Origin of the sequence: Blautia faecis, assembly GCF_027662325.1 — a bacterium.
Lineage (GTDB): Bacteria > Bacillota > Clostridia > Lachnospirales > Lachnospiraceae > Blautia_A > Blautia_A faecis.
This window is the reverse complement of sequence record NZ_JAQDKY010000017.1, coordinates 54457-76794: the sequence shown is the minus strand read 5'-3', so window position 1 is coordinate 76794 and position 22338 is coordinate 54457. Positions and strand designations below refer to the sequence as shown.

20 protein-coding genes and 2 pseudogenes are annotated in these 22338 nt (G+C 40.7%); 19 read left to right on the top strand and 3 right to left on the bottom strand.

All coding sequences use genetic code 11. The features are described 5' to 3' along the window. The first annotated feature begins 189 nt into the window (after positions 1-189). From PGQ38_RS10010 to PGQ38_RS09975, 8 genes are all read left to right on the top strand, one after another. Positions 190-1137, top strand: coding sequence for a 3'-5' exoribonuclease YhaM family protein (locus tag PGQ38_RS10010; protein WP_204454375.1), 948 nt, complete (start codon positions 190-192; stop codon positions 1135-1137). A gap of 5 nt (positions 1138-1142) precedes the next feature. Then, positions 1143-2792, top strand: coding sequence for a 23S rRNA (uracil(1939)-C(5))-methyltransferase RlmD (gene rlmD, locus PGQ38_RS10005; protein WP_270431539.1), 1650 nt, complete (start codon positions 1143-1145; stop codon positions 2790-2792). A gap of 20 nt (positions 2793-2812) precedes the next feature. After that, positions 2813-3502: a response regulator transcription factor gene (locus tag PGQ38_RS10000; RefSeq protein WP_204454367.1), complete on the top strand. Its 690-nt coding sequence runs from the start codon at positions 2813-2815 to the stop codon at positions 3500-3502. Continuing rightward, positions 3478-4743, top strand: coding sequence for a sensor histidine kinase (locus tag PGQ38_RS09995; RefSeq protein WP_204454366.1), 1266 nt, complete (start codon positions 3478-3480; stop codon positions 4741-4743). The genes PGQ38_RS10000 and PGQ38_RS09995 overlap by 25 nt, the downstream gene beginning before the upstream one ends. A 177-nt stretch (positions 4744-4920) precedes the next feature. Then, complete coding sequence (locus tag PGQ38_RS09990; RefSeq protein ID WP_015520995.1) at positions 4921-5595, top strand: ABC transporter ATP-binding protein; 675 nt, start codon at positions 4921-4923, stop codon at positions 5593-5595. Beyond that, a complete protein-coding gene (locus PGQ38_RS09985; RefSeq protein WP_204454364.1) occupies positions 5592-8021 on the top strand; it encodes an ABC transporter permease in 2430 nt (809 codons plus the stop codon). The genes PGQ38_RS09990 and PGQ38_RS09985 overlap by 4 nt, the downstream gene beginning before the upstream one ends. A gap of 133 nt (positions 8022-8154) precedes the next feature. Then, positions 8155-8526 carry a TnpV protein gene (locus PGQ38_RS09980; RefSeq protein ID WP_195991297.1) on the top strand — a complete coding sequence of 124 codons (372 nt, stop codon included), beginning with the start codon at positions 8155-8157 and terminating at the stop codon, positions 8524-8526. Between the two features lie 318 nt (positions 8527-8844). Further along, positions 8845-9606 (top strand): helix-turn-helix domain-containing protein, encoded by a 762-nt coding sequence (locus tag PGQ38_RS09975; RefSeq protein WP_118581329.1) that lies wholly within the window; start codon positions 8845-8847, stop codon positions 9604-9606. A 47-nt stretch (positions 9607-9653) separates the two neighbouring features. Here PGQ38_RS09975 and PGQ38_RS19505 read toward each other — a convergent pair whose 3' ends face one another. After that, positions 9654-9794 carry a hypothetical protein gene (locus PGQ38_RS19505; protein WP_302199063.1) on the bottom strand — a complete coding sequence of 47 codons (141 nt, stop codon included), beginning with the start codon at positions 9792-9794 and terminating at the stop codon, positions 9654-9656. A gap of 107 nt (positions 9795-9901) precedes the next feature. On the opposite strand from PGQ38_RS19505, the gene PGQ38_RS09965 reads away from it, so the two are divergent. From PGQ38_RS09965 to PGQ38_RS09940, 6 genes and pseudogenes are all read left to right on the top strand, one after another. Continuing rightward, on the top strand, positions 9902-11104 hold the full coding sequence (locus PGQ38_RS09965; protein WP_179988302.1) for an ROK family transcriptional regulator: 1203 nt from the start codon (positions 9902-9904) through the stop codon (positions 11102-11104). A gap of 634 nt (positions 11105-11738) precedes the next feature. Then, positions 11739-13133, top strand: a complete 1395-nt coding sequence (gene ltrA, locus PGQ38_RS09960) for a group II intron reverse transcriptase/maturase (protein ID WP_270431537.1) — start codon at positions 11739-11741, stop codon at positions 13131-13133. Positions 13134-13369: 236 nt separating this feature from the next. After that, the gene (locus PGQ38_RS09955) at positions 13370-14398 is read left to right on the top strand and encodes a zinc-dependent alcohol dehydrogenase (RefSeq protein ID WP_204453746.1); all 1029 of its coding nucleotides are present in this window, start codon (positions 13370-13372) and stop codon (positions 14396-14398) included. 9 nt (positions 14399-14407) lie between these two features. After that, on the top strand, positions 14408-14800 hold the full coding sequence (locus PGQ38_RS09950; protein ID WP_117760520.1) for a VOC family protein: 393 nt from the start codon (positions 14408-14410) through the stop codon (positions 14798-14800). Between the two features lie 18 nt (positions 14801-14818). Beyond that, entirely contained in the window at positions 14819-16183 is a 1365-nt protein-coding gene (locus PGQ38_RS09945; protein WP_118581281.1) for an MFS transporter, read from the top strand. Beyond that, a pseudogene (locus tag PGQ38_RS09940) lies at positions 16167-16328 on the top strand (carbohydrate kinase); the annotation flags it as partial. The gene PGQ38_RS09945 and the pseudogene PGQ38_RS09940, both read left to right, overlap by 17 nt. 78 nt (positions 16329-16406) lie before the next feature. Here PGQ38_RS09940 and PGQ38_RS20985 read toward each other — a convergent pair. Further along, positions 16407-16583: pseudogene (locus tag PGQ38_RS20985) on the bottom strand (tetratricopeptide repeat protein); the annotation flags it as partial. A gap of 476 nt (positions 16584-17059) precedes the next feature. On the opposite strand from PGQ38_RS20985, the gene PGQ38_RS09930 reads away from it, so the two are divergent. Both PGQ38_RS09930 and PGQ38_RS09925 read left to right on the top strand, forming a co-directional pair. After that, positions 17060-17563 carry a GNAT family N-acetyltransferase gene (locus tag PGQ38_RS09930; RefSeq protein WP_173769321.1) on the top strand — a complete coding sequence of 168 codons (504 nt, stop codon included), beginning with the start codon at positions 17060-17062 and terminating at the stop codon, positions 17561-17563. Further along, positions 17560-18567, top strand: coding sequence for a LacI family DNA-binding transcriptional regulator (locus PGQ38_RS09925; RefSeq protein WP_173771802.1), 1008 nt, complete (start codon positions 17560-17562; stop codon positions 18565-18567). The genes PGQ38_RS09930 and PGQ38_RS09925 overlap by 4 nt, the downstream gene beginning before the upstream one ends. 34 nt (positions 18568-18601) lie before the next feature. Here the strand turns inward: PGQ38_RS09925 and PGQ38_RS19935 are convergent, their stop codons facing one another. Next, positions 18602-18742 carry a DUF6783 domain-containing protein gene (locus tag PGQ38_RS19935; protein WP_334304071.1) on the bottom strand — a complete coding sequence of 47 codons (141 nt, stop codon included), beginning with the start codon at positions 18740-18742 and terminating at the stop codon, positions 18602-18604. 371 nt (positions 18743-19113) lie between these two features. On the opposite strand from PGQ38_RS19935, the gene PGQ38_RS09920 reads away from it, so the two are divergent. From PGQ38_RS09920 to PGQ38_RS09910, 3 genes are all read left to right on the top strand, one after another. Continuing rightward, the gene (locus tag PGQ38_RS09920) at positions 19114-20379 is read left to right on the top strand and encodes an ABC transporter substrate-binding protein (protein ID WP_204453745.1); all 1266 of its coding nucleotides are present in this window, start codon (positions 19114-19116) and stop codon (positions 20377-20379) included. Positions 20380-20509: 130 nt separating this feature from the next. After that, entirely contained in the window at positions 20510-21397 is an 888-nt protein-coding gene (locus PGQ38_RS09915) for a carbohydrate ABC transporter permease (protein WP_226836902.1), read from the top strand. Further along, a complete protein-coding gene (locus PGQ38_RS09910; RefSeq protein ID WP_173769318.1) occupies positions 21394-22236 on the top strand; it encodes a carbohydrate ABC transporter permease in 843 nt (280 codons plus the stop codon). Before PGQ38_RS09915 ends, PGQ38_RS09910 begins: the two co-directional genes overlap by 4 nt. Positions 22237-22338: the final 102 nt, after the last annotated feature.

The following is a 22338-nucleotide window of genomic DNA, read 5'->3' as shown; positions in this document are numbered from 1 at the left end:
TGACCAACACATTAAATAGCAAATTTGTAAACAATAATTACTGCACACCTTATTGTACATGATTTTCAAGGACTTGAAAAGGAAAAAGTGGGGAGAAATTCATAAAATGTTCATAAATATTTGTTATGATACAAAAGATTGTAATGTCTGGGAAAACGGACGTGTCTTTTTTAGAAAGGGAAGGAAATTATGCGTTTTTTAAATGAGTTGCATGAAGGCGACCGGATCAGTGGCATTTATCTGTGTAAGCAGAAGCAGCCGGCTGTGACCAAGAACGGAAAGCCTTATGAGAATATTATACTCCAGGATAAGACTGGAATGATGGATGGAAAGATCTGGGATCCGAATTCTCTTGGAATTGATGATTTTGACGCACTGGATTACATTGAAGTCATGGGAGACGTGACCAGCTTTGCAGGAGCTATGCAGCTGAATATCAAGCGTGTGCGCAAAGCAGGCGAGGGTGAGTACAATCCGGCAGATTATCTTCCAGTAAGTGAGAACAGCACGGATGATATGTATACCCAGCTGGTTGCCATGATCGGCACTGTGAAGAATACCTATCTGAATACACTTTTGAAGAAACTGTTTATAGAGGATAAAGAATTTTTAAAATCTTTCGAGGAGCATTCCGCAGCCAAAACCGTACATCATGGCTTTATAGGCGGGCTGATGGAGCATACTTTAAGTGTTGCCAGGCTTTGTGATTATATGGCATCTGCTTATCCGGTGATCAATCGAGATATGCTGATCACAGCAGCACTTCTTCATGATGTAGGAAAGACAAGAGAACTTTCTTCTTTTCCACTGAATGATTATACAGATGAGGGACAGCTTCTGGGCCATATTATAATCGGAGCACAGATGATTCATGATCTGATTAAGGAGATACCGGACTTTCCATTGGATCTGGAGAACCAGCTGGTACATTGTATTCTGGCACATCATGGCGAACTTGAGTACGGTTCCCCTAAGAAACCTGCTATGGTAGAGGCAGTTGCTTTGAATCTTGCAGATAATACAGATGCCCGCATGGAGACTCTTACCGAGATTTTTGCAGCAGATAAGAGCAAGAAAGAATGGCTTGGATTTAACAGAATATTTGAATCTAACTTAAGAAAGACAGGAGAATGGTAATCTTTATGGAGTATCGTAAGAATGATATTGTTACGTTAAAGATTGAAGATTGCGGAATTGACGGTGAAGGTATCGGAAAGGCTGATGGCTTCACCGTTTTTGTCAAAGATGCAGTAATCGGAGACACAGTCCGCGCAAAGATCATGAAAGCGAAGAAAAATTACGGTTACGGAAGATTGGAGGAGATTATCACCCCATCTCCTGACCGTGTGGAGCCGAAGTGTCAGTTCGCAAGACAATGCGGAGGTTGCCAGCTGCAGGCCCTTTCTTATGAGAAGCAGCTGGAATTTAAGACTTCCAAAGTCAGGGGGCATTTGGAGCGGATTGGCGGTTTTATAGATATTCCTATGGAGAAAATCCTAGGAATGGAGCAGCCTTTCCACTATAGAAATAAAGCGCAGTTTCCAGTTGGAAAGTCAAAAGACGGCAGAATTATTACCGGATTTTATGCCGGCCGTACACACAGTATTATTGAGAACCGGGACTGTGCTCTTGGGGTAACACGGAATAAGGAGGTTTTGGACCGTGTGATTGCGCATATGGAGAAGTTCCATATTCAGCCGTATGATGAGAACACTGGCAAGGGTTTAGTGCGCCATGTGCTGATCCGATATGGCTTTTTTACGGACGAGATGATGGTCTGTCTGATAATTAACGGGGAGAAGCTTCCTGGCGAAGAGGCTCTGGTGAAATCCCTTCGTCAGATTCCGGAGACTGTCAGTGTGATGGTAAATGTGAATAAGAAGCGAAATAATGTGATCCTTGGGGAAAAGGTGCGGCTGCTCTGGGGACAGCCATACATTACAGACAAGATCGGAGAGATTTCCTATCAGATTTCGCCGCTGTCCTTTTTTCAGGTAAATCCTTATCAGACAGGGCGTCTTTATGGAAAAGCACTGGAATATGCACAGCTTTCCGGAAATGAGACTGTGTGGGATCTTTACTGTGGAATTGGAACCATTTCCCTGTTTCTTGCGCAGAAGGCAAAGATGGTAAGGGGCGTGGAGATCATTCCTGCTGCCATTGAGAATGCTAAAGAGAATGCACGCCTGAACGGATTTGATAATACGGAATTTTTTGTGGGAAAAGCAGAGGAAGTGCTTCCAGAGCAGTTTGCCCGCACTGGTGAGCGTGCTGACGTGATTGTAGTAGACCCGCCGAGAAAAGGCTGCGACGAGACCTTGCTTTCTACCATTATCAAAATGCAGCCCGACCGGGTAGTTTACGTAAGCTGCGACAGCGCAACTCTGGCACGGGATTTGAAGTATCTTTGTGAAAGAGGCTACGAATTGAAGAAAGTCTGCCCGGTTGATATGTTCCCGAATACGGTGTCGGTGGAGACGGTTGTTCTTTTGTCCCAACTGAAACAAAAGCCGGATAATTACATTAATGTCACGATTGAACTTGATGATATGGATATAACATCTGCAGAGACTAAGGCTACATATGATGAGATAAAGAAATATGTGGCTGAACATAATGCCGGCATGAAGGTTTCCAATCTGTATATCTCACAGGTAAAGAGAAAATGCGGAATTGAGGTTGGAAAGAATTATAATTTACCTAAAAATGAAGATAGCAGGCAACCGCAGTGTCCAGAAGATAAAGAGAGTGCAATTGTGGAGGCATTGAAGCATTTTAAGATGAATAGTTAATAAAGAGAGGTGCAGATGCTATGCCAGGTATACTCGTGGTTGAAGATGATGAAAATTTAAATCGTGGAATTACATTTTCACTGAAAAAATCCGGATATGAGGTTTTTTCAGCAGAATCAGTGAAAAAAGCGAAAAGAATTGCAAGTGATAATAATGTGGATGTTACCATTTGTGATGTGAATCTTCCGGATGGGAATGGACTGGAATTTGTAAGGTGGATGAGATGCAATTATAATACATACATTATTTGTCTTACAGCACTAGATCAGGAGATGGATCAGGTCATGGGATATGAAGCAGGGGCAGATGATTATATTACAAAGCCGTTTAGTCTTTCGATACTTCTTTTGAAAATAGAAGCACATTTCCGCCGCAGACAGGAGAAAACGGAAGCCGGAAAGATGATTTCGGGAGATATCGTCTTTATCGCAGGAGAAATGAAAGTCCTGATAAAGAGTCGTGAAATCAGTCTGACAAAAACGGAGTTGAAAATGCTGACTTTTTTTCTTCAGAATCCGAAACAGATTCTTTCAAAAACACAAATATTGGAAAATGTGTTTGATCTGGAAGGGGATTTTGTGGATGAAAATACAATCGCTGTCAATATCAGAAGACTCCGTGAGAAAATCGAAGACAATCCGGCTGCACCGGTCTATATAAAGAATATCAGAGGTCTTGGGTATATATGGAATCAGGAGGTAAGGCAGTGACAAAGAGATATCGCAAGAAGATTACAGTAGTGCTCTCCTTAGTATTACCTGTCATATTATTGTTTGCAATATTAAATTGCTTTACCACGTATGTGTTTTATGAAGATTATAAATATAAAATGAATCTTATGACAGAGATTGCTGCAAAGGAAGAAGTTTCCGGGCTGGATGCTGTTTCGGAATTGCTTAAGGATAAGGATATTGAAACTAACGAACAGGGAAGGCGATTATTGGAGCAATATGGATACTGGGGGAATAAAGGGAATGCATTTTATTCGCAATTCCGGCATCAGGTTATGGTGACCGGTGCTGTAAGCACTGTGATATGCGTGCTTCTTTTGACTTTTTTACTTTATTGGAAGAAAAAAGAAGATGCGTGTCATCAGAAAATATTAGACCAGTTGGAAGAAATTCTGATCAGATTCCGTGAAAATAAATTTGATGCTTTACTGAAAACGGAAAATCCAGCAGAACTGGAAAAATTGAATGACCAGCTTGAAGCAATCGGACATCATATTCAGTTGCTAAAGGAAGAAGCACGGGAAGAAAAAGAGAGCACGAAAGAAATGGTTTCTGATATCTCTCACCAGTTAAAGACACCGGTTGCAGCTTTGGATACATGTTTTAGTGTGCTGATGCAGAATGACTTAAGTGCCACAGAACAGGAGGAGTTTCGTATCCGTTGTCGGAGTGCTCTGGATGGACTGGAGACATTATTGCAGTCGCTTCTTGAAATATCTAAGATGGAAACTGGACTGATTCAGATTAATAAGAAAAAACTTCCGCTTATGGATACTGTCATATCTGCTGTGAACTGTACTTATCCAAAAGCGGACGAGAAAGAAATTGAATTCGTTTTTGACTATGCAAAAGAGCTGGAAACATGCATGGTTATGCAGGATAAAAGATGGCTTGGTGAAGCTGTGATCAACGTTTTGGATAATGCAATCAAGTACAGCCCGGATGGTTCAAAAATATTTATCCGGTTACAAAAAAGAAACGATCTTGTAAGAATGGAAATTGAGGATCAGGGAATTGGTATTCCGCAGAATGAGTATCACAAAATTTTTCAACGATTTTACAGAGGAAGTTCCAGGAAGGTTATGGAAAAGAGTGGTACAGGAATCGGACTTTTTCTATCGAGAGAAATTATCGAAAAACACGGAGGTACAATCATGGTAACCTCCGGCAAAAAGAAAAAAGGAAGCACGATTGTGATTCAATTACCATATGTTGGTTAAATTTTAAGTGGGCAGAAATCTTACAATTCTGTAAGATTTCTGCTCGTTTTTTGAAAGTGAAATGAAAGATTATCCTGATACAATTTGGATGTAGGTTGAAAAATGACCAAATATATAAACAGGCAAAGAAAGCGTGCTGAAAAGGTACGCTTTACAGAATTGAAAAGGAGGCAACACATGAGTGTGATATTAGAAACCAAGCAGCTTTGTAAGTTTTATGGCGCAGGTGAGAATCAGGTCAAAGCGGTCAATCAGGTGGACATTCAGATTGAGCAGGGAGAATTTGTCGCAATTGTTGGAAAGTCAGGTTCCGGTAAAAGTACATTACTTCATATGCTTGGAGGGCTAGACACCCCGACAAAAGGCAGTGTTACTTTAGCAGGGAAAGATTTATACAGGATGAAGGAAGATGCCCTTGCTGTTTTCCGCAGAAGAAAAATCGGATTTGTTTTTCAGGCATTTAATCTGGTTTCATCTGTTAATGTCTGGGAAAATATTGTACTGCCACTGGGGCTGGATGGAAGAAAAGTGGATGAAGCGTATGTAAATGATATTATTGCAACTCTGGGGATTGAAAAGAGAATTTACAATCTGCCAAATCAGTTATCCGGAGGACAGCAGCAGAGAGTAGCAATTGCAAGAGCACTGGTGAATCGTCCGGAAATTATATTTGCAGATGAGCCGACAGGAAATCTTGATTCCAAGACCAGTGATGAGGTAATCGCTCTGCTTAAGATGACAGCAAAAAAATATGGACAGACAATCGTAATGATTACCCATGATGACGAAATTGCACAGGTCGCTGACCGTATTCTGGTGATTGAGGACGGACAGGTGGTGGATTTCAGATGAAGACAATAAGCAGGATTGCATATAGCAATGACAAAAAGAACAAGACAAGAAGTATACTGATTATGATGTCCATATGTCTGACTACGATGCTGCTTGTGATTATCAGTACTGTGGGAAATGGAATGATCCGTTTGCAGAAAAGTCAGGCGGCAAGCTCATATGGAAGAAATTATGGCCTGTTTATCGCCGCAGATGGTACGCAATTAAAAGAAGTGGAACGCAGAGCTGAGATATCTGATATCGGCATCATGTGTACGGAGGGCATCCTGAAAGGAAATGAAAATGGCGGCTTTGTCAGTGCGGATGAAACGGTCAGGAAAATGCTTCCCTATAATCAGGAATATGTGTTGAAGGAAGGTACCTATCCGGAAAAGGCGCAGGAAATTGCCGCAGGACGCGCTTTCTTTGATGCAGTGGGATACCATGATGTAAAGGTCGGAGACATCGTAACATTGGAGTACCGTTCCGGCATGCAGTCGGAATACGCACCGGTGGAATTTACTGTCAGTGGGATTTTATATGACCGGGATGAATATACCATCGAGGCTTCCTATGTTGTATTCGGTTCGCAGGATTTTTATAATGAGCGTGTTGCGGAGGGTGACAGGCAATATAATATCTATTTTACCTTGAGCGATTCTGCAAATGTATCTATGAATAATGTTGCGCCTGTTATAAAAGAAATCGCGGATTCCTGCGGCATTGACCAGAAAAACGTGATCATCAATGACCTCTACCTGCAGTGGGTATTGCAGCCGAGCTATGAAATGATTGTGGTTTGTGGAACCCTGATCCTCGGAATCGTGCTGTTTTCCGTTGTGGTCATTTATAATATCTTCCAGGTCGGGATCGCCCAGAAGGTTCAGGAGTACGGAAAAATCAAGGCGCTGGGTGCAACCAGAAAGCAGATGAAGCAGTTGATCTTTCGTGAGGGCATTCTTCTGGCGGTTCTTTCGATACCGCTGGGGCTGCTGTTTGGTTTCCTGATTGCAAAAGTCAGTTTCAACTGGCTGGTGGAGCAGGGAAATCTGGTATCGTCCGGAATCAAGAACCATCAGGTGCCTCTGTTTTCACTAACAATTATGCTCATCTGCATTTTTGTATCGTTTCTTACGGTCGTTTTGGCTCTGCGCAAACCCATGAAAATTGTTTCCCGGATTTCACCAATCGAAGCGACACGGTATCTTGACGGCTCCAAAACGCAAAAACAGGGCAGACGAAAAGGCAGAAAAGATGTCACCGTTTTCTCCATGGCAATGGCAAATGTGACAGGCAATCCGAAAAGAACCATTGCTACGATTCTTACCATGGGGCTTTCCTGTGTATTGTTTGTAATTATCTCTAATTATGTTGGGAATATTGACCCGGAGTACGAGGCGCGGATTGCAATCAACCATGGACAATTTGAGTTGCAGCTGGATTATTCCCAGAATTATGATGAAGCCTATTCGGAGAATAATCTGGACACAATCCTACAGAACAACCCACTGAATGATTCATTGATTAAAGAAATCAAATCCATCCCCGGTGTAACGAATGTACTGACGAGAGAAATCGTCTCTGCAGATCTGAACGGAACAAAATTTCCGGTTGCAATCGTAAATCAAGAGGATTTTGAAATGATGCGCGGGGATGGCGATATCGGTTCCATGGACTATGCACAGGCTGTCAAAAACGGGGATGTTTTCTTTGGCTGGTCCATGTGGATGGAAGCTGACGGGTATTCTGCGGGTGCACCGATTACATTCAACTTTGATAACGGAAGCGGAACCTATACCTATCATGGAAAAATCGCAGGCTCCTTTGTAAGCGCGGACACTTATCTGGTCATTCCGGAAGAAGTATACCGCTCTGTAGATCCGAAAGGGACATCTTATGGATACCTGTGGGTGGATTGTGCTAAAAAAGATGTGGCATCTGTAGAGCAAAGCCTGAATGACCTGCTCTCCGATACTTCTCATATCAAGCTGAACACCTATCACGCAGAATTGCAAACTGCAGAATACGCAAGCCGTATGATGAAGCTTGGCTGCTATCTGTTCATGGCAATTGTCGGTCTCATTGGGTTTATGAATCTGGCAAACACCATGATCATCAATATCACCACGAAGAAGCAGGAATATGGTGTATTACAGGCTGTGGGTATGACAAATAAACAATTAAATTTATGCCTGCAGTTACAGGGACTGATTTTTACGGTTGGCACCATATGTGTAGCACTTATCGTTGGTCTGCCACTTGGCTATGCGCTCTTTGCCTATGCAAAGCATAATGGAATATTTGGAATGAATGTCTATCATGTTCCAATTACATCAATTCTTGCTATGATTTTGCTGGTCAGTCTTTTGCAGATTGTGCTTTCCCTCGTTTTAAGCAGTAATCTGAAAAAGGAAACGCTGGTAGAAAGAATAAGGTATCAGGGATAGCAAGTAATATGTAATGAACTAGGTCTTAACGAAGAGGAGAAATAGATAACTTCCATTTTGTATGCTATCAAGGCTGTCCTGAAATATTTTGCGATGATCTAAGAATATCGCTGATTTCAAGGAGGAATAACACATGAAAAGCACATTTGAAAAAATAGGTGGAACCTACACACTGGGAGCAGACGGAATTTACTATCCGAATCTTGTCAGTACAGATGAAGAACCGCATTATGGGAAATATGGAATGATTCGGAAAACGTATCTGAAAGAGCATCGTCCGGCAATGTATTCTCTGTATATGTTGGAAGACAGATTAACAGAACATCTGAATGCTGTGAACGATGAAGCACAGGAGAGGATGGATATTCTGGTGCGTCAGATGATGGAGAAGCAAGGCGTTACGGAAGAATTGAAAGCTCGTGATCAGATGGTGTGGGTTGGAGCTGTAAATAATATCCGGAATGCAGCAGAAGAGATTGTGTTAAAAGAACTGATTTACAGGTAAACAAAGAGCTGAACAAGTAGGACGAAAAATCCTGTTTGTTCAGCTTTTGTGTTTATAAGGGGCCAAAGAAGCAAATTACAATTCTATAGAAAGTGATCTTTTCTAAGTTTCGGAAGGCTGTTTTTTTCCGTCATAGTTATAAGTTGCCGATTTAATTATTCCATAGTATGGCTTAAAAAATATTCGAATATAACTTTATAGAAATAATCATAATGGGGAGATTATTTGATGAATTATGTGCTAATATTCTGCAATTCTACTGCTGGTCGATTGATTTATGCACACTCTCATTATAATATGTGTGCAGGAGGTGGATATATGTATCAGATTAGTAATGAAAAATTCGGTTTATTTGTAACCGAATTAAGAAAGGAAAAGAATTTAACTCAAAAGGATTTGGCTGAAAAATTATATGTATCAGATAAAACAGTTAGCAAATGGGAACGTGGTCTTAGTATGCCCAATGTCGTATTACTCATACCAATAGCTGATATATTAGATGTTACCGTTACAGAATTGTTACGTGGAGAAAAAATAGATACACAGAAAAATATTGAAAAAAAAGAAATCGAGGAATTGGTGGTAGGCTCTCTCGATATGGCTGTTAGGGATTCTATTCACCAGCATAGAAAAAACTGGATATTAGCATATTTGTTATGTTTTTTTATATCTATTACAGAAATTATTATGTTAGTTGTATCTGAAAGTTCGTTAGCTGAGATGAAAGGGGATATATTGCTGGTTACAGGGGGAATGCTTTTATTTGGTGCATGGTTTTGTTTCTTTGCAAAAGACATATTACCAACATATTATGATGCCAATAAGATAAATTATGTTTCACAAGGAATTTTTAGAATACATCTAGTTGGTTTATCTTTTAACAATGGAAATTGGATATACATCTGCACAACTTTAAAAATATGGACACTTGCAACGGTTGTTCTATATCCTCTTGCAGGTATTATAATAATCAATTGTTTCAATATAGCTTTATGGGATATTTTGAATAAAATTTTCTTAATTATGATATTAGGTGGTATGGTAGTTTCGATTTACATTATTGGGAAAAAATACGAATAATTAAATTACCTGTTATCGTTGTGGATAGTACTAATTTACAACATTCTTCATGGGAAATATGGAATGATGCAGAAGAGTGGTTCTGTTTCATAGGCTTTGATTCCGGTTGGCGTGACGGTGTTTGCTGTTTTCATATTGCCATAGCCATGATCTACAGCGATGATTTTTGTGTTTCTGAGTTCTCGCATAAAAAATACCTCCGTTTTCGTATTGATTGATTCAGCAGGCTGTACCGGTGTGGTACTGCTTTGCTGTGAGATAAGCATACGAAAATCGGAGGGAACAGTAACTATTTCTGAATGCAGCAAATTTTTATTATAGAACATTACTTTACAAGAAGAATAAAAAAGCATATAATTCTTTTATAATATATTTAATAAAAGAGGGTAAGAAAACGGAAAATAAAGATAAAAAAAATATAACAAGAAAAAAAATAATTAATTATGTTCTAAACAATCATGTTACATCCAAGGCAGAAATCGCAAAAGAGTTAAACTTGAGTATGCCGACTGTGTTAGCAAATGTGAATGACTTGTTAGAAAAAAGGGTGTTGGAAGAAACTGGGGAATATGCTTCAACCGGTGGAAGGAAGGCAAAAAGTATAGGGATTAATAAGTCATACTGTCATGCAATGGGAATTTTGATTACAGCGAATCATATAGAAATGGTATTAGTAAATCTTGGAGATGAGATTATAAAAAAAGATCGCATCCGTTTAAAATTTACGGCTGAATTATCTTATTGTACAGAGGTGGCACAAAAGGTCAAAACTTTTCTGGAAGGCGAAGTAGCGAAGGACACGCTACTTGGGATTGGAGTGGCGATTCCAGGAATTATTGATCAGAAAGAACGGATTGTTTTAAAATCCCATGCTTTAGGTATAGAGAATTATAGTCTGCGCTTTTTAGAGCAGGCTCTGGAAATTCCAGCATATTTTGAAAACGATGCTAATGCTGCAATGCTTGCAGAAAAAAAGCAAAAGTATCCAAATGCGATATATCTGTCTTTGAACCACACATTAGGAGGTGCATTCTGCATAGATGGAAAGCTGTTTCGAGGGCAGAACCAGAAAGCAGGGGAGTTTGGTCACATGATACTCGTTCCCGGTGGAAGAAAGTGTTATTGTGGTAAATCAGGATGTGCAGATGCATATTGTGCTGCAAGTGTACTGACAAAAGATAACAGGCAGTCACTGGATGCATTTATGGAAAAAATTGAAAGTGGTAATGAAAAAATTTTGCAGAAATGGAATGAGTATCTGGATCATCTTGCTGTTTTGATATCAAATCTGCGGATGGCATATGATATGGATATCATACTAGGAGGTGATGTGGGAGGTGTATTGTCAGATTATATGATACCACTGGGAGAAAAAGTGATGGCATATAATGGCTTTGAGCACGATGTTTCATACTTGAAAAATTGTTCGTATAAGAAAGAAGCGTCAGCTGTTGGAGCCGCGAAATACTTTTTCACAAAACATATGGTAGAATTGTAGTAACTGTTCACAGGTAGGAATTTTCTGAACTGAAAATTCCGTACGGTACAGCTCCCACTGACAGGTTGCAAAGCGAATGCGGATGTCCGCTTTATATGTGTGAAAAACGAGAAGTTGTGTAAAATTAAAAAAAGAAATTATAGTAAAAAACGGAAAGAAAACAGTAACTACGGTTTCCTTTCCGTTTTTTTGCGTGGTGCGCCTGGCGGCGCACGTTTCTAACGGGTTAAAGTCCCGAATCCGCCCGGTAGTGGGAAGGATATAGCCGAAGGCAAGGGTGTCCATCGTGAGGTGGAATCTGAAGGAAGCCGGATGTGGGAACAGACTAACCACGGGCAAATCTCTGGTCTGACGAACAGAAATCTCATATAAGGTTATGCATGAGGGTAAGACTGCCACCCAAGTCAAAGCCCAATAACTACACGGAATCCTGCGTGATAAATGAGGCTGATGGATGGAGAGGAAGAAACGTGTGGTACCCAGGGAGGTCTGTGCGGTACGCCTTGAAAGAGGTAACCATTGCATAAAGCAATGCTGAACGCACAGAAGTCAGCAGAGGTCATAGTAGCCGAGAGGTGAAGGACCGAATCAGTAGGAGTCTTAAGTATGACCGAGAAAGGAGGAATGACCGTCTATGGAAGAAAACATTGAAAACAATGGCTGTTCGCAGAGAGATAGTGCGGAACACGAAGGGTATGCAAAAGCGTCTAGGTCATTCAATCGGATATGGAAAGAAAGAGACAGTGCACAGCCGAGACTTTTGGAAGCGATACTGTATAAAGACAACTTTAACAGAGCGTATAAGAGAGTCAAGGCAGACAAGGGAGTGCCAGGAATTGATGGCATGACCATTGAGGAGGCTCTTCCATATCTAAAGGAACATCAACAAGAGATAACCGACCGCATTTATCGTGGAAAGTATACTCCGTCTTCAGTAAGACGAGTTGAGATTCCCAAACCAGATGGTGGTGTGCGAAAGCTTGGCATACCAACAGTGGTAGACCGTACACTTCAACAGGCAATAACCCAACAGTTAGTGCCAATCTATGAACCGCTGTTTGCAGAGGGTAGCTATGGCTATCGTCCGAACAGAAGTGCAAAAGACGCAATACTTAAGGTTAAGGAGTATGCCGAACAAGGCTATACATTTGCTGTAGTCCTTGACTTGTCAAAGTACTTCGATACTCTTAATCACGAAATTCTCATCAATCTTCTCCGAAAGAATGTAAAAGATGAACGTGTAGTACAGCTGATAAAGCGCTATCTGAAGAGCGGTGTAATGGAAAACGGAGTAGTCATTGACACAGAGGAAGGCTCGCCACAAGGTGGAAATCTATCACCGTTGCTGGCAAATGTCTACCTCAATGAGTTCGACCAGGAATTCTTGAAAAGAGGTGTTCCATGCATAAGATATGCAGATGACATCGTGCTTCTTGCAAAGAGCAAGCGAGCATCAGAGAGACTCTTGGAAAGCAGTACAAAATATCTTGAGGAGAGGCTGAAACTTACAGTCAACCGAGAAAAGAGCCGTACTGTCAGCGTGTTTGCAATCCGAAATTTTAAATTCCTTGGCTTTGCATTGGGAAGGAACGGAAAAGGCATTTATGTCCGAGTTCATACGAAGTCATGGAAGAAGTTCAAGTCCAGACTGAAGGAGTTATCTTCCCGTAAGCGATGTCAGTCAATCAAGCCAAGCCTTGGGAAAATCAAGGTGTATGCGAGGGGATGGCTTAACTATTACGGAATTGCAAGTATGAAGAACAACATAGATGACGTCAACGGATGGCTCTATCACAGAATACGTATGTGTATATGGAAACAATGGAAATTGCCCAGAACAAAGAAGAGAAATCTGATAAAAATGGGAATCCATGAATATTATGCGAACATGGCGGCAAACTGTCGAAGGGGACACTGGTATTGTGCCAATCTGACGACAGTTAAGAAAGCCATGACAAAAGAAAGACTGATAAACAGTGGCTTCTATGATTTAGCCACAGCCTATCAGTCTGTGCACGTCAACTATTGAAACCGCCGTGTACCGAACGGTACGCACGGTGATATGAGAGGACGGCGGTTAGTCACCGCCTCCTACTCGATTTAATTGTGAAAAATATACAAAAAATGTATTTTAAAATTATGAAATGTATAAAAATATGAAAAAACATATTGACAAATTGTGTTTACATTGTAATAATGTAATTACTTTAATAAAACATTTTATAAAACATAAAATAAAACGACATGAAAAAGGAGGAAACAATTATGTTACAACAGGTAATGACAAATCCAGGAAAAATTATTTTCAGAGAGGTTCCGGTTCCGGAGGTAAAGGAAAATCAGGTTTTGGTAAAGATTATGAATATTGGTGTTTGTGGATCAGATATTCATGTTTATCATGGAAAACATCCGTTTACAAAATATCCGGTAACACAAGGACATGAGGTTTCCGGTGAGATTACAGAATTTGGAAAAAATGTCACAGAGTTTCATGTGGGACAGAAGGTGACGATAGAGCCTCAGGTATATTGTGGACATTGCTATCCATGTCGTCATGGAAAGTATAATCTCTGTGAGGAATTAAAAGTAATGGGATTTCAGACGACAGGAACAGCATCTGAGTATTTTGCAGTGGATGCATCTAAAGTAACACCTATTCCAGAAGATATGTCCTATGAAGAAGGCGCTATGATTGAACCTCTTGCTGTGGCAGTTCATGGTGTAAAACAGATAGGTGATGTGGCTGGCATGAATATTGCAGTTCTTGGAGCAGGACCGATTGGAAATCTCGTGGCACAGGCAGCAAAAGGAATGGGGGCAGCGAAAGTGATGATCACAGATATCAGTGATCTTAGACTGGCAAAGGCAAAAGAATGTGGAATTGATGTGTGTGTGAATACCAAAAATAAAGACTTCAGTGCGGCAATGCTCGAAGCATTTGGACCGGACAAGGCGGATGTGATCTACGACTGTGCCGGAAACAATATCACAATGGGACAGGCAATTAAATATGCAAGAAAAGGAAGCACGATTGTACTGGTGGCTGTTTTTGCAGGAATGGCAGAAGTAGATCTTGCAGTGGCAAATGACCACGAACTTGACATTAAGAGCACGATGATGTACCGCCATGATGATTATATAGATGGAATCAGATTGGTAAATGAGGGCAAAGTTCATTTGAAACCGCTCATCTCAAAGACATTTGCTTTTAAAGATTATCTGAAAGCATACCAGTATATTGATGATAACCGCGAGACAACGATGAAAGTAATTATCAACGTCAGTGAAAAGTAAGGAGTTCGTATGGAAAATAAATATGGAATTGTCGGAGTTGCCCATGTCGGGCTTCCGACAAACGATTTACAGAAAACAGTTGAGTTTTATAAGAGTCTTGGATTTGAAGTGATTATGCAGTCTTATAATGAAAAAGCAGGGGAAAAAGTGGCATTTTTACAGATAAAAAATTACTGTATAGAGACTTTTGAAAATGGGCAGGCTGCAATGTCAGACGGTGCATACCAACATGTTGCACTTGATGTGGAAGACATTGAAAGTATGTATCAGAAAATCTGCAATGAAAAATACACAATTATTACAGACGGAATCGAAGAACTACCATTTTGGGAAAATGGTGTGAAGTATTTTATGATTAAGGGACCAAATGAGGAAAGAATAGAGTTCTGTCAGAAACTCTGATAAAAATAGGAGAGACATATGGGAAGCGAAAACAAAAATGGAAAAGTACCGCTGATCAGTAAGATTGCATATGGGTTTGGTGATGTTGGATGTAATTTCAGCTGGATGTTCGTCAGTAATTTTCTGATGATATTTTATACAGACGTGTTCGGAATCAGTATGGCGGCTGTGTCAGCACTTATGCTTTTTTCAAGATTCTGGGATGCAATCAATGATCCAATCGTCGGGGGACTTACAGATAAAACAAAATCGAGATGGGGACGGTACCGTCCATGGCTGTTAGTAGCGGCACCAATCACAGCGATTCTTCTTGTTATGACATTCTGGGCAAGACCCGACTGGCCGCAGAATGGAAAGATCATTTATATGGTAATTACATATTGTCTGCTGGTTTTGGGGTATACCTGTGTGAATATTCCATATGGAACCTTGTGTGGTGCTATGACACAGGATATTGATGAACGTGCAAAAATAAATACATCCCGTTCGGTTGCAGCGATGATTGCAATTGGTGTGATAAATATTATCACAGTTCCACTGCTCAGCAAATTCGGCAGTCATAGTGCAAAGACAGGATATCTGACGGTTGCGGTCATATATGGATGTATTTTTACAGCCTGTCATTTCTTCTGCTTTGCGAAGACGAAAGAGGCAGTGCTTACTCCGGAAAAAGAAAAAATTTCTGTAAAGATACAATTGAAAGCAGTCATGCAGAACAGACCATATCTTCTTGCATTGGCAGGACAGATATTATTTGGATTTACACTGTATGGTAGAAACGCAGATATTCTGTATTACTTTACATATGTGGAAGGGAATGCCTCCTACTACACAACTTATTCGATGTGCATCATTATTCCTTCTATCATCGGGGCAGCCTGTTTTCAACCATTATTCCGCAAGTTAAATAACAAAGGAAGAACAGCATCTTTCTTTGCTTTATTTACAGGAATTTTCATGTTGACTATGTTTTTCTTCAATGCCAAAGAATCACCGGCTATTTTTTATGCATTATCTGGTCTCACACAGTTTTTTTTCTCTGGATTTAATACCGCAATCTATGCAATTATTCCAGACTGTGTGGAATATGGGGAGTGGAAAACCGGACTTAGAAATGATGGTTTTCAGTATGCATTTATTTCACTTGGAAATAAAGTCGGAATGGCAGTTGGAACAGCACTTTTAGCAGGATTACTTGGAAAATATGGTTATATTGCAAATCAGACACAAAATGCAATTGTACTTTCAATTATGAAACATGCATTTACGACGATTCCAGGTGCACTGTGGATTGTGACTGCGGTTGTATTATTTTTCTACCGGTTAAATAAAAAACGTTATAACGAGATTGTGGAAGAACTGAAAAATGGAAGAAAAAGTTGATATCGTGGCATTGGGAGAATTGCTGATTGATTTTACGGAAGCAGGACACAGTCAGGATGGGAGAAAATTGTTCGAACAGAATCCCGGCGGTGCTCCGGCAAATCTTCTAACCGTTGCAAGCCACTTTGGGTATCGCACATCTTTTTCAATCAGATCTAAGATATTTCCTATTGTTTGAAATAGCTTTTTGTAATAATCTACTTCCATTCCATGCATTAAACATATGGGCTAATTTTCTCTGGTTGGATGGCTTGGAATAGTAAGCGGATATTTTAGGACTGATTTTAGTCTGACCGGTCAGCCAACGACAAACCAGACCATTATCCATTGAAAAATCCTGATTTGCCGGATCATCCATAAAATCTTCAAATAATTCGTATAAAAAATCAGGCTGACTCATTTGATTACTTTCGCTGATATGGTTTTTTAAACAAGTGCTAATAGAAGAAAAATCGCATCGATTCAATAGAAATTCCCCTTTCGTAGTTAAGATTGAGTATATCTATCATAACACGAACGTATATTCGATTTAAGAAAATGCGGATATTTTTAAAGTGATTGTGTCAATTTACAATCAATTTCTATTCAATGTGGTTTTCCGCAGGTTCTGTAAAATAAGCTCAGATCAAAACAATGACTGAAGGAGCTTATGCAACAGAATATTGAATTTGAGCGGTGCATTGATTTTCTGGTACGGATGATTGATAAGTACGGCGATGAAGTCCTCCGGGACACTTCAAGGGATATTTCAAGGTATGCCGTTTGCCGTTATTACATTGACGGAAAAAAGACGCAGAGGTATAATAAAAAGGAGTTTACGGTCTTTTCCCTATTAAAGTGGAGAGAGCGCATGAAATATAAAAGGATGAGGAAAAAATGACAACCAAATACGAATTTAGAGACATTCTTCCAGAGGAGTTAGATCAGGTGATTCAGATCGAGCAGATCTGTTTTCCGCCAAATGAGGCCTGCTCTGCCAAGAGTATGAGAGAACGAGTGGCAAATGCACCAGAGACATTTATGGTTGCAGTGGATAAAGAAACAGGTAAAGTTGCCGGCTTTCTCAATGGGGTGGCAACAGACGAAGCAGTTTTTCGTGATGAATTTTTTACGGATAGTACTCTTCACAACCCGGAAGGAAAGAACGTTATGCTCCTTGGGCTTGATGTTCTTCCGGAGTATCGCCACCAGGGGCTTGCCCGTGAAATCATGACACGATATGTGGAAAGAGAGCAAAAAAGAGGACGCGAATGCCTGTACCTGACCTGTCTGGATAACAAAGTAGAGATGTACAAAAAAATGGACTACACCGACAACGGAATTTCCGGTTCCGCTTGGGGCGGGGAAGAATGGCATGATATGAGCAGGAAAATCAGATGATCCGGCTTCAGGATATTGCGGATATGGCGGGAGTGAGCAGGACTACCGTATCAAATGTAATAAATGGCAATACGAAAAGAGTTTCCCAGAAAACCATTGATAAAATAACGGCAATCCTGAAAGAACAGAATTATGTTCCGCATATGGGTTCCGTTATGCTGTCCGGACATGGTTCCAGGATCATAGGCGTGGTACTTGGTTTTGCCCAGGCTCATGGAATGTACTCCCTGCAGGACTCCTTTGTAGGAGAACTGGTAGGAACCATTCAGATGGAAGCTGAAATGAAAGGATACTATGTCATGCTGATCGGAGGGGAGAATATCCAGAACGTGGTGGATATTGCTTCCAGATGGAATGTAGAAGGACTGATCATTCTGGGATATAATGATGAAAAATATCGGAAATTGTCCAGAAAGCTGAATAAGAAAATGGTTCTCATAGATGCCTATCCCGCAGGAGAATATTTTTTCCAGAATGTGGGAGTGGATGATTATTCAGGCGGCTATCAGATTGGAAGTTACCTCTGTTCCTGCGGTTTTGACAAAGCTTTGTTTCTTGCAGAAACAGATATTGACAGTGATTACAGCCGTTGGATGGGCTTTAAGCAGGCTATGGAAAAAGAAGGAAAATTCTGCAGCCGCACTCGTCTGATCGTGATCCCGGGGGAAAGAAACCGCCGTATCCAGAAATATAAAGAACTTCTTCCGCGTTTTCTGCAGGTAAAAGCAGTGGCATTTTCCTCAGATTATGCAGCAATTGAGGCCATGAACTTTTTGTCAGATCATGGGATTAAGGTTCCAGAACAGGTATCTGTTACCGGCTTCGACGACAGTATCTATGCCAGAATGGTCCGTCCAAGACTTACAACAGTTCATCAGGATGTAGGTCAGAAGGCACATTTGGCGTTCAGCCGCCTGCTTCGGATGGTTGCCGGGGAGCAGTTAAAAGAGTTTAATATAAAAAGTCCGGTGTACCTTGTAAAAAGAGATTCTGTGAAAATATGAACAGATCGTTCAAAAGAATTTGAAGAGAAGACAGTCAGGCTATAGAGCCTGTTTGAAAAATCATTCCCGCAATCTGCACGCCCCACTTTGCGGGAGATTTCACCCGAATTCGGTTGCCGTAGCCCGCTACGTTGCCCTCATCCGGGCGTAATCTCCCACAAATTGTGACGCACATCTTGCAGAAAGCCTTTTTCAAACACGCTCTGGAGCCTGACTGTTTTTTTCGTAACAGAAGCTTACGTTTGGATTCCTGTTACATAAAGAAAACAATTTGCATGAAATCCCTGCTATCAGGGGAAATTATAAGACAGGGGGGACAATCTGAGAACTCATGAATCTTCATGATATAAAACTATACAATATGCACAAAATACAAAATAAAAGTTTGTCTACAATTTAAGTTTCTCGAGAAACCTATTGATTTTGCTGGAAAGTTACGATATTATGAAGCCACCGAAAGGAAAGCAGGACAGACGTGTCCAGGAAAGCTTTCAATAAACAAGTGCTGCGCAGCCTTCATTGAGTAAAATAATGGAGGAAAGAAAGATGAACAAGAAACTTATTTGCACATTAATGGCAGGTACATTGCTGGTTGGTACAGTTACCGGATGCGGCAGCTCCTCTGAGGGAGAATCTTCCGCAAAGGGAACGGAACTGGAGCTTTTTTCCAGCAAGGCCGAAAACAAGGACATTCTTCAGAAGCTGGTAGATAAGTTTAATGAAACTCATAAGGACGTGACAATCAAGATCACAGCTCCGGCTGATGCAGGAACTGTATTAAAGACCAGAATGGCAAAGAATGATATGCCTGATATCGTAGCAATGGGCGGTGACAACAACTATACAGAGGTGGAAAGTGCCGGAATGCTGGTAGACTTAAGCAGCGAAGATTACGTTTCCAACATTCAGGAATCCTACCTTCAGATGGTATATGATGTAAACAAGGACAAAGAAGAGAAGGTATATGGCGTTCCTTATGCAACAAACGCTTCCGGTGTCATTTATAACGTTGACAAATTCAAAGAACATGGAATTGAGATTCCAAAAACATGGGATGAATTCATTGATGTGCTCGAGAAACTTCAGGATGCAGGTGAACAGCCACTTCTTATGACATACAAAGATGCTTGGACAAGTAACTGCCCATGGAACAGTATTGCATCTGACCTTGCTCCGGAGAGCTTCAATGATGACCGTAAAGCCGGCAAGACCACATTCGTTGGAACACACGAGGAAATTGCAGAAAAATATATGAAGCTTCTTGACTATGCTCAGGATGATTTTATGGGACTTACCTATGATGATGGAAATAAAGCTTTTGCAAATGGCGAAGCAGCCATGATCATCAATGGAAACTGGGCAATCAACCAGTACAAAAATGCAAATGCAGATATCAATGTGGATATGTTTGCACTCCCGGCTTCCAATGAGAAATCCCAGAACTATGTAACCTCTGGTGTAGATATACTTCTTGGCGTATGCAAAGACAGTGCAAATGAAGAAGTGGCAAAAGAATTTGTATCCTTTATGCTTGAGCCGGAAAATGCAAAAATGTACATTGATGATCAGTTTGCTTTCTCAGCTGTAAAAGGTGTAGAGCAGGAGAATGAGACAGTGGCAGGTGTGAAAGAAGATATTGCAGCTGGAAAGGTTGCAAACTTCCCAGATCATTACTATCCATCCGGATTTGATATGTCTGCGCTTCTGACCGAAATGTGCCTGAACTACACAAACGGAATGGACAACGAGGAGAATATAAATCAGTTCCTTGCACAGTGTGATGAGAAATATGACATTGCAAATGTAGACTGATCTATGTGACTGATGGAAAATACAGGCGAAAGGTGAAGAACGTGAACTGTCACCTTTTGATCCGTATGAATTGTAAGGCTGCTGGCCACTGAGTGAACAGCAGCCTTGTAAGAAAATAAGGGAGGATTCCATGAAGAATAAAGCCCCACGGAAAAAACCTGCTGTTAACCGGGTTTACTACATTTATGTAGGAATTCTTGCAGTTCTGTTTTTCACTTTCCACACCATTCCATTCTTAAAAGGTGTTATGTACAGTTTTACAGACTGGAGAGGATATGGAGAGTGGAATTTTGTAGGACTTCGAAATTATATCCATATGTTTTCTGATGTGGATACAGGAAATGCATATTTGTTTACATTCAAATTTGCGGTGATCACTACCATTCTGGTAAACGTGATCAGTCTGATCCTGGCCTGTGCATTAAATGCAAAGATCAAGTTTAAAAACACAATCAAAGCTTTTTATTTTCTTCCATATATGCTGGGAAGTCTGATCGTAGGATTTATTTTCAATTATATTTTTGCGAACCTGATTCCACAGCTGGGAAAAGGCCTCGGAATCAAAGCTTTAAGTGTAAATATTCTTGGAACCAATCATGCCATCTGGGGAATTGTTGCGGTATCCTTATGGATCGGATGCGCTTTTAACACCCTGATCTACATTGCAGGACTTCAGTCCATTGACACAGATGTATATGAGGCTGCTGATCTGGATGGAGCGACCGGCTTCAAAAGATTCAGCAAAATCACGTTCCCTCTGCTGGCACCATCTTTTACCATCAATATGGTACTTTCCGCAAAGGGGTATCTGATGGTTTACGATCAGATCATGGCTATGACAGATGGCGGTCCTGGAACCAGCACAACATCTATTGCAGTATTGATCTACAAAAAGGGCTTCGGAGGCGGACAGTTCGCTTATCAGTCAGCCAATGCGGTTATGCTTTTTGTTGTAGTAGTACTGATTTCCGTATTCCAGCTGCGTGTACTTGAGAAGAGGGAGGAAAAATTAGGATGAAACAGAATACAGTGAAAGTAAAAGAGCGTTACAACTGGCCTGTTACGATCCTTCTGATCATTGGAATCGTACTTGTCATCCTGCTGCCTCTTTATATGGCACTGATGATTGCCATCAAGGATCCAACAGATATGAACAACATTCTGGCACTGCCAAGAAAAATCAGACTTCAGAACTTTGCAGATGCCTGGGTAATGACAAATTTTCCAAGAAAGTTTCTTAATACAGCATTTATCACAGTGGTGAATCTGATTTTTACACTGATCACAAACTCTTTTGCCGCTTATGCCATCACAAGAAACCGTAAAAAGAGCAAATTCTTTTCCCTCATGTATTATTACTTTATCAGTGCCATGTTTATACCGTTCCAGGTAATCATGCTTCCGCTGGTTGTGCAGGCAAATGCTTTTCACCTGGATAATATTTTCGGAATTACATTCCTGTACATTATTTTCGGTCTGCCTATGAATACGTTCCTTTACACAGGTGCGGTAAAGGCAATCCCGGAGGCACTTGACGAAGCAGCCATGATTGACGGGGCAAATCCGATTCAGATTTTTTCCAGGATCATTTTCCCGGTTCTGAAGCCTACCACAGCTACAGTAGCAATTCTTTCCTTCATGTGGACATGGAATGACTTTACCATGCCATTGGTACTGTTAAGTGATGAAAGCCAACAGACACTGCAGCTTGCCCAGTATGTATTTAAAAAACAGTTTTCTGTTGATTATAATCTGGCATTTGCTTCTTATCTGCTTGTTCTGCTTCCAGTGCTGATCGTGTATATTTTCTGTCAGAAATGGATCATGAATGGTGTAGTAGCCGGTGCAGTAAAATAGAGAAAACAAATACGCGCCATGGGGATATTTCACTGCGGTCATGTACCGGGGAAGAATATTCTGTGGGAAAATAAATATAGAATATCAGGAGGACAGCCAGGA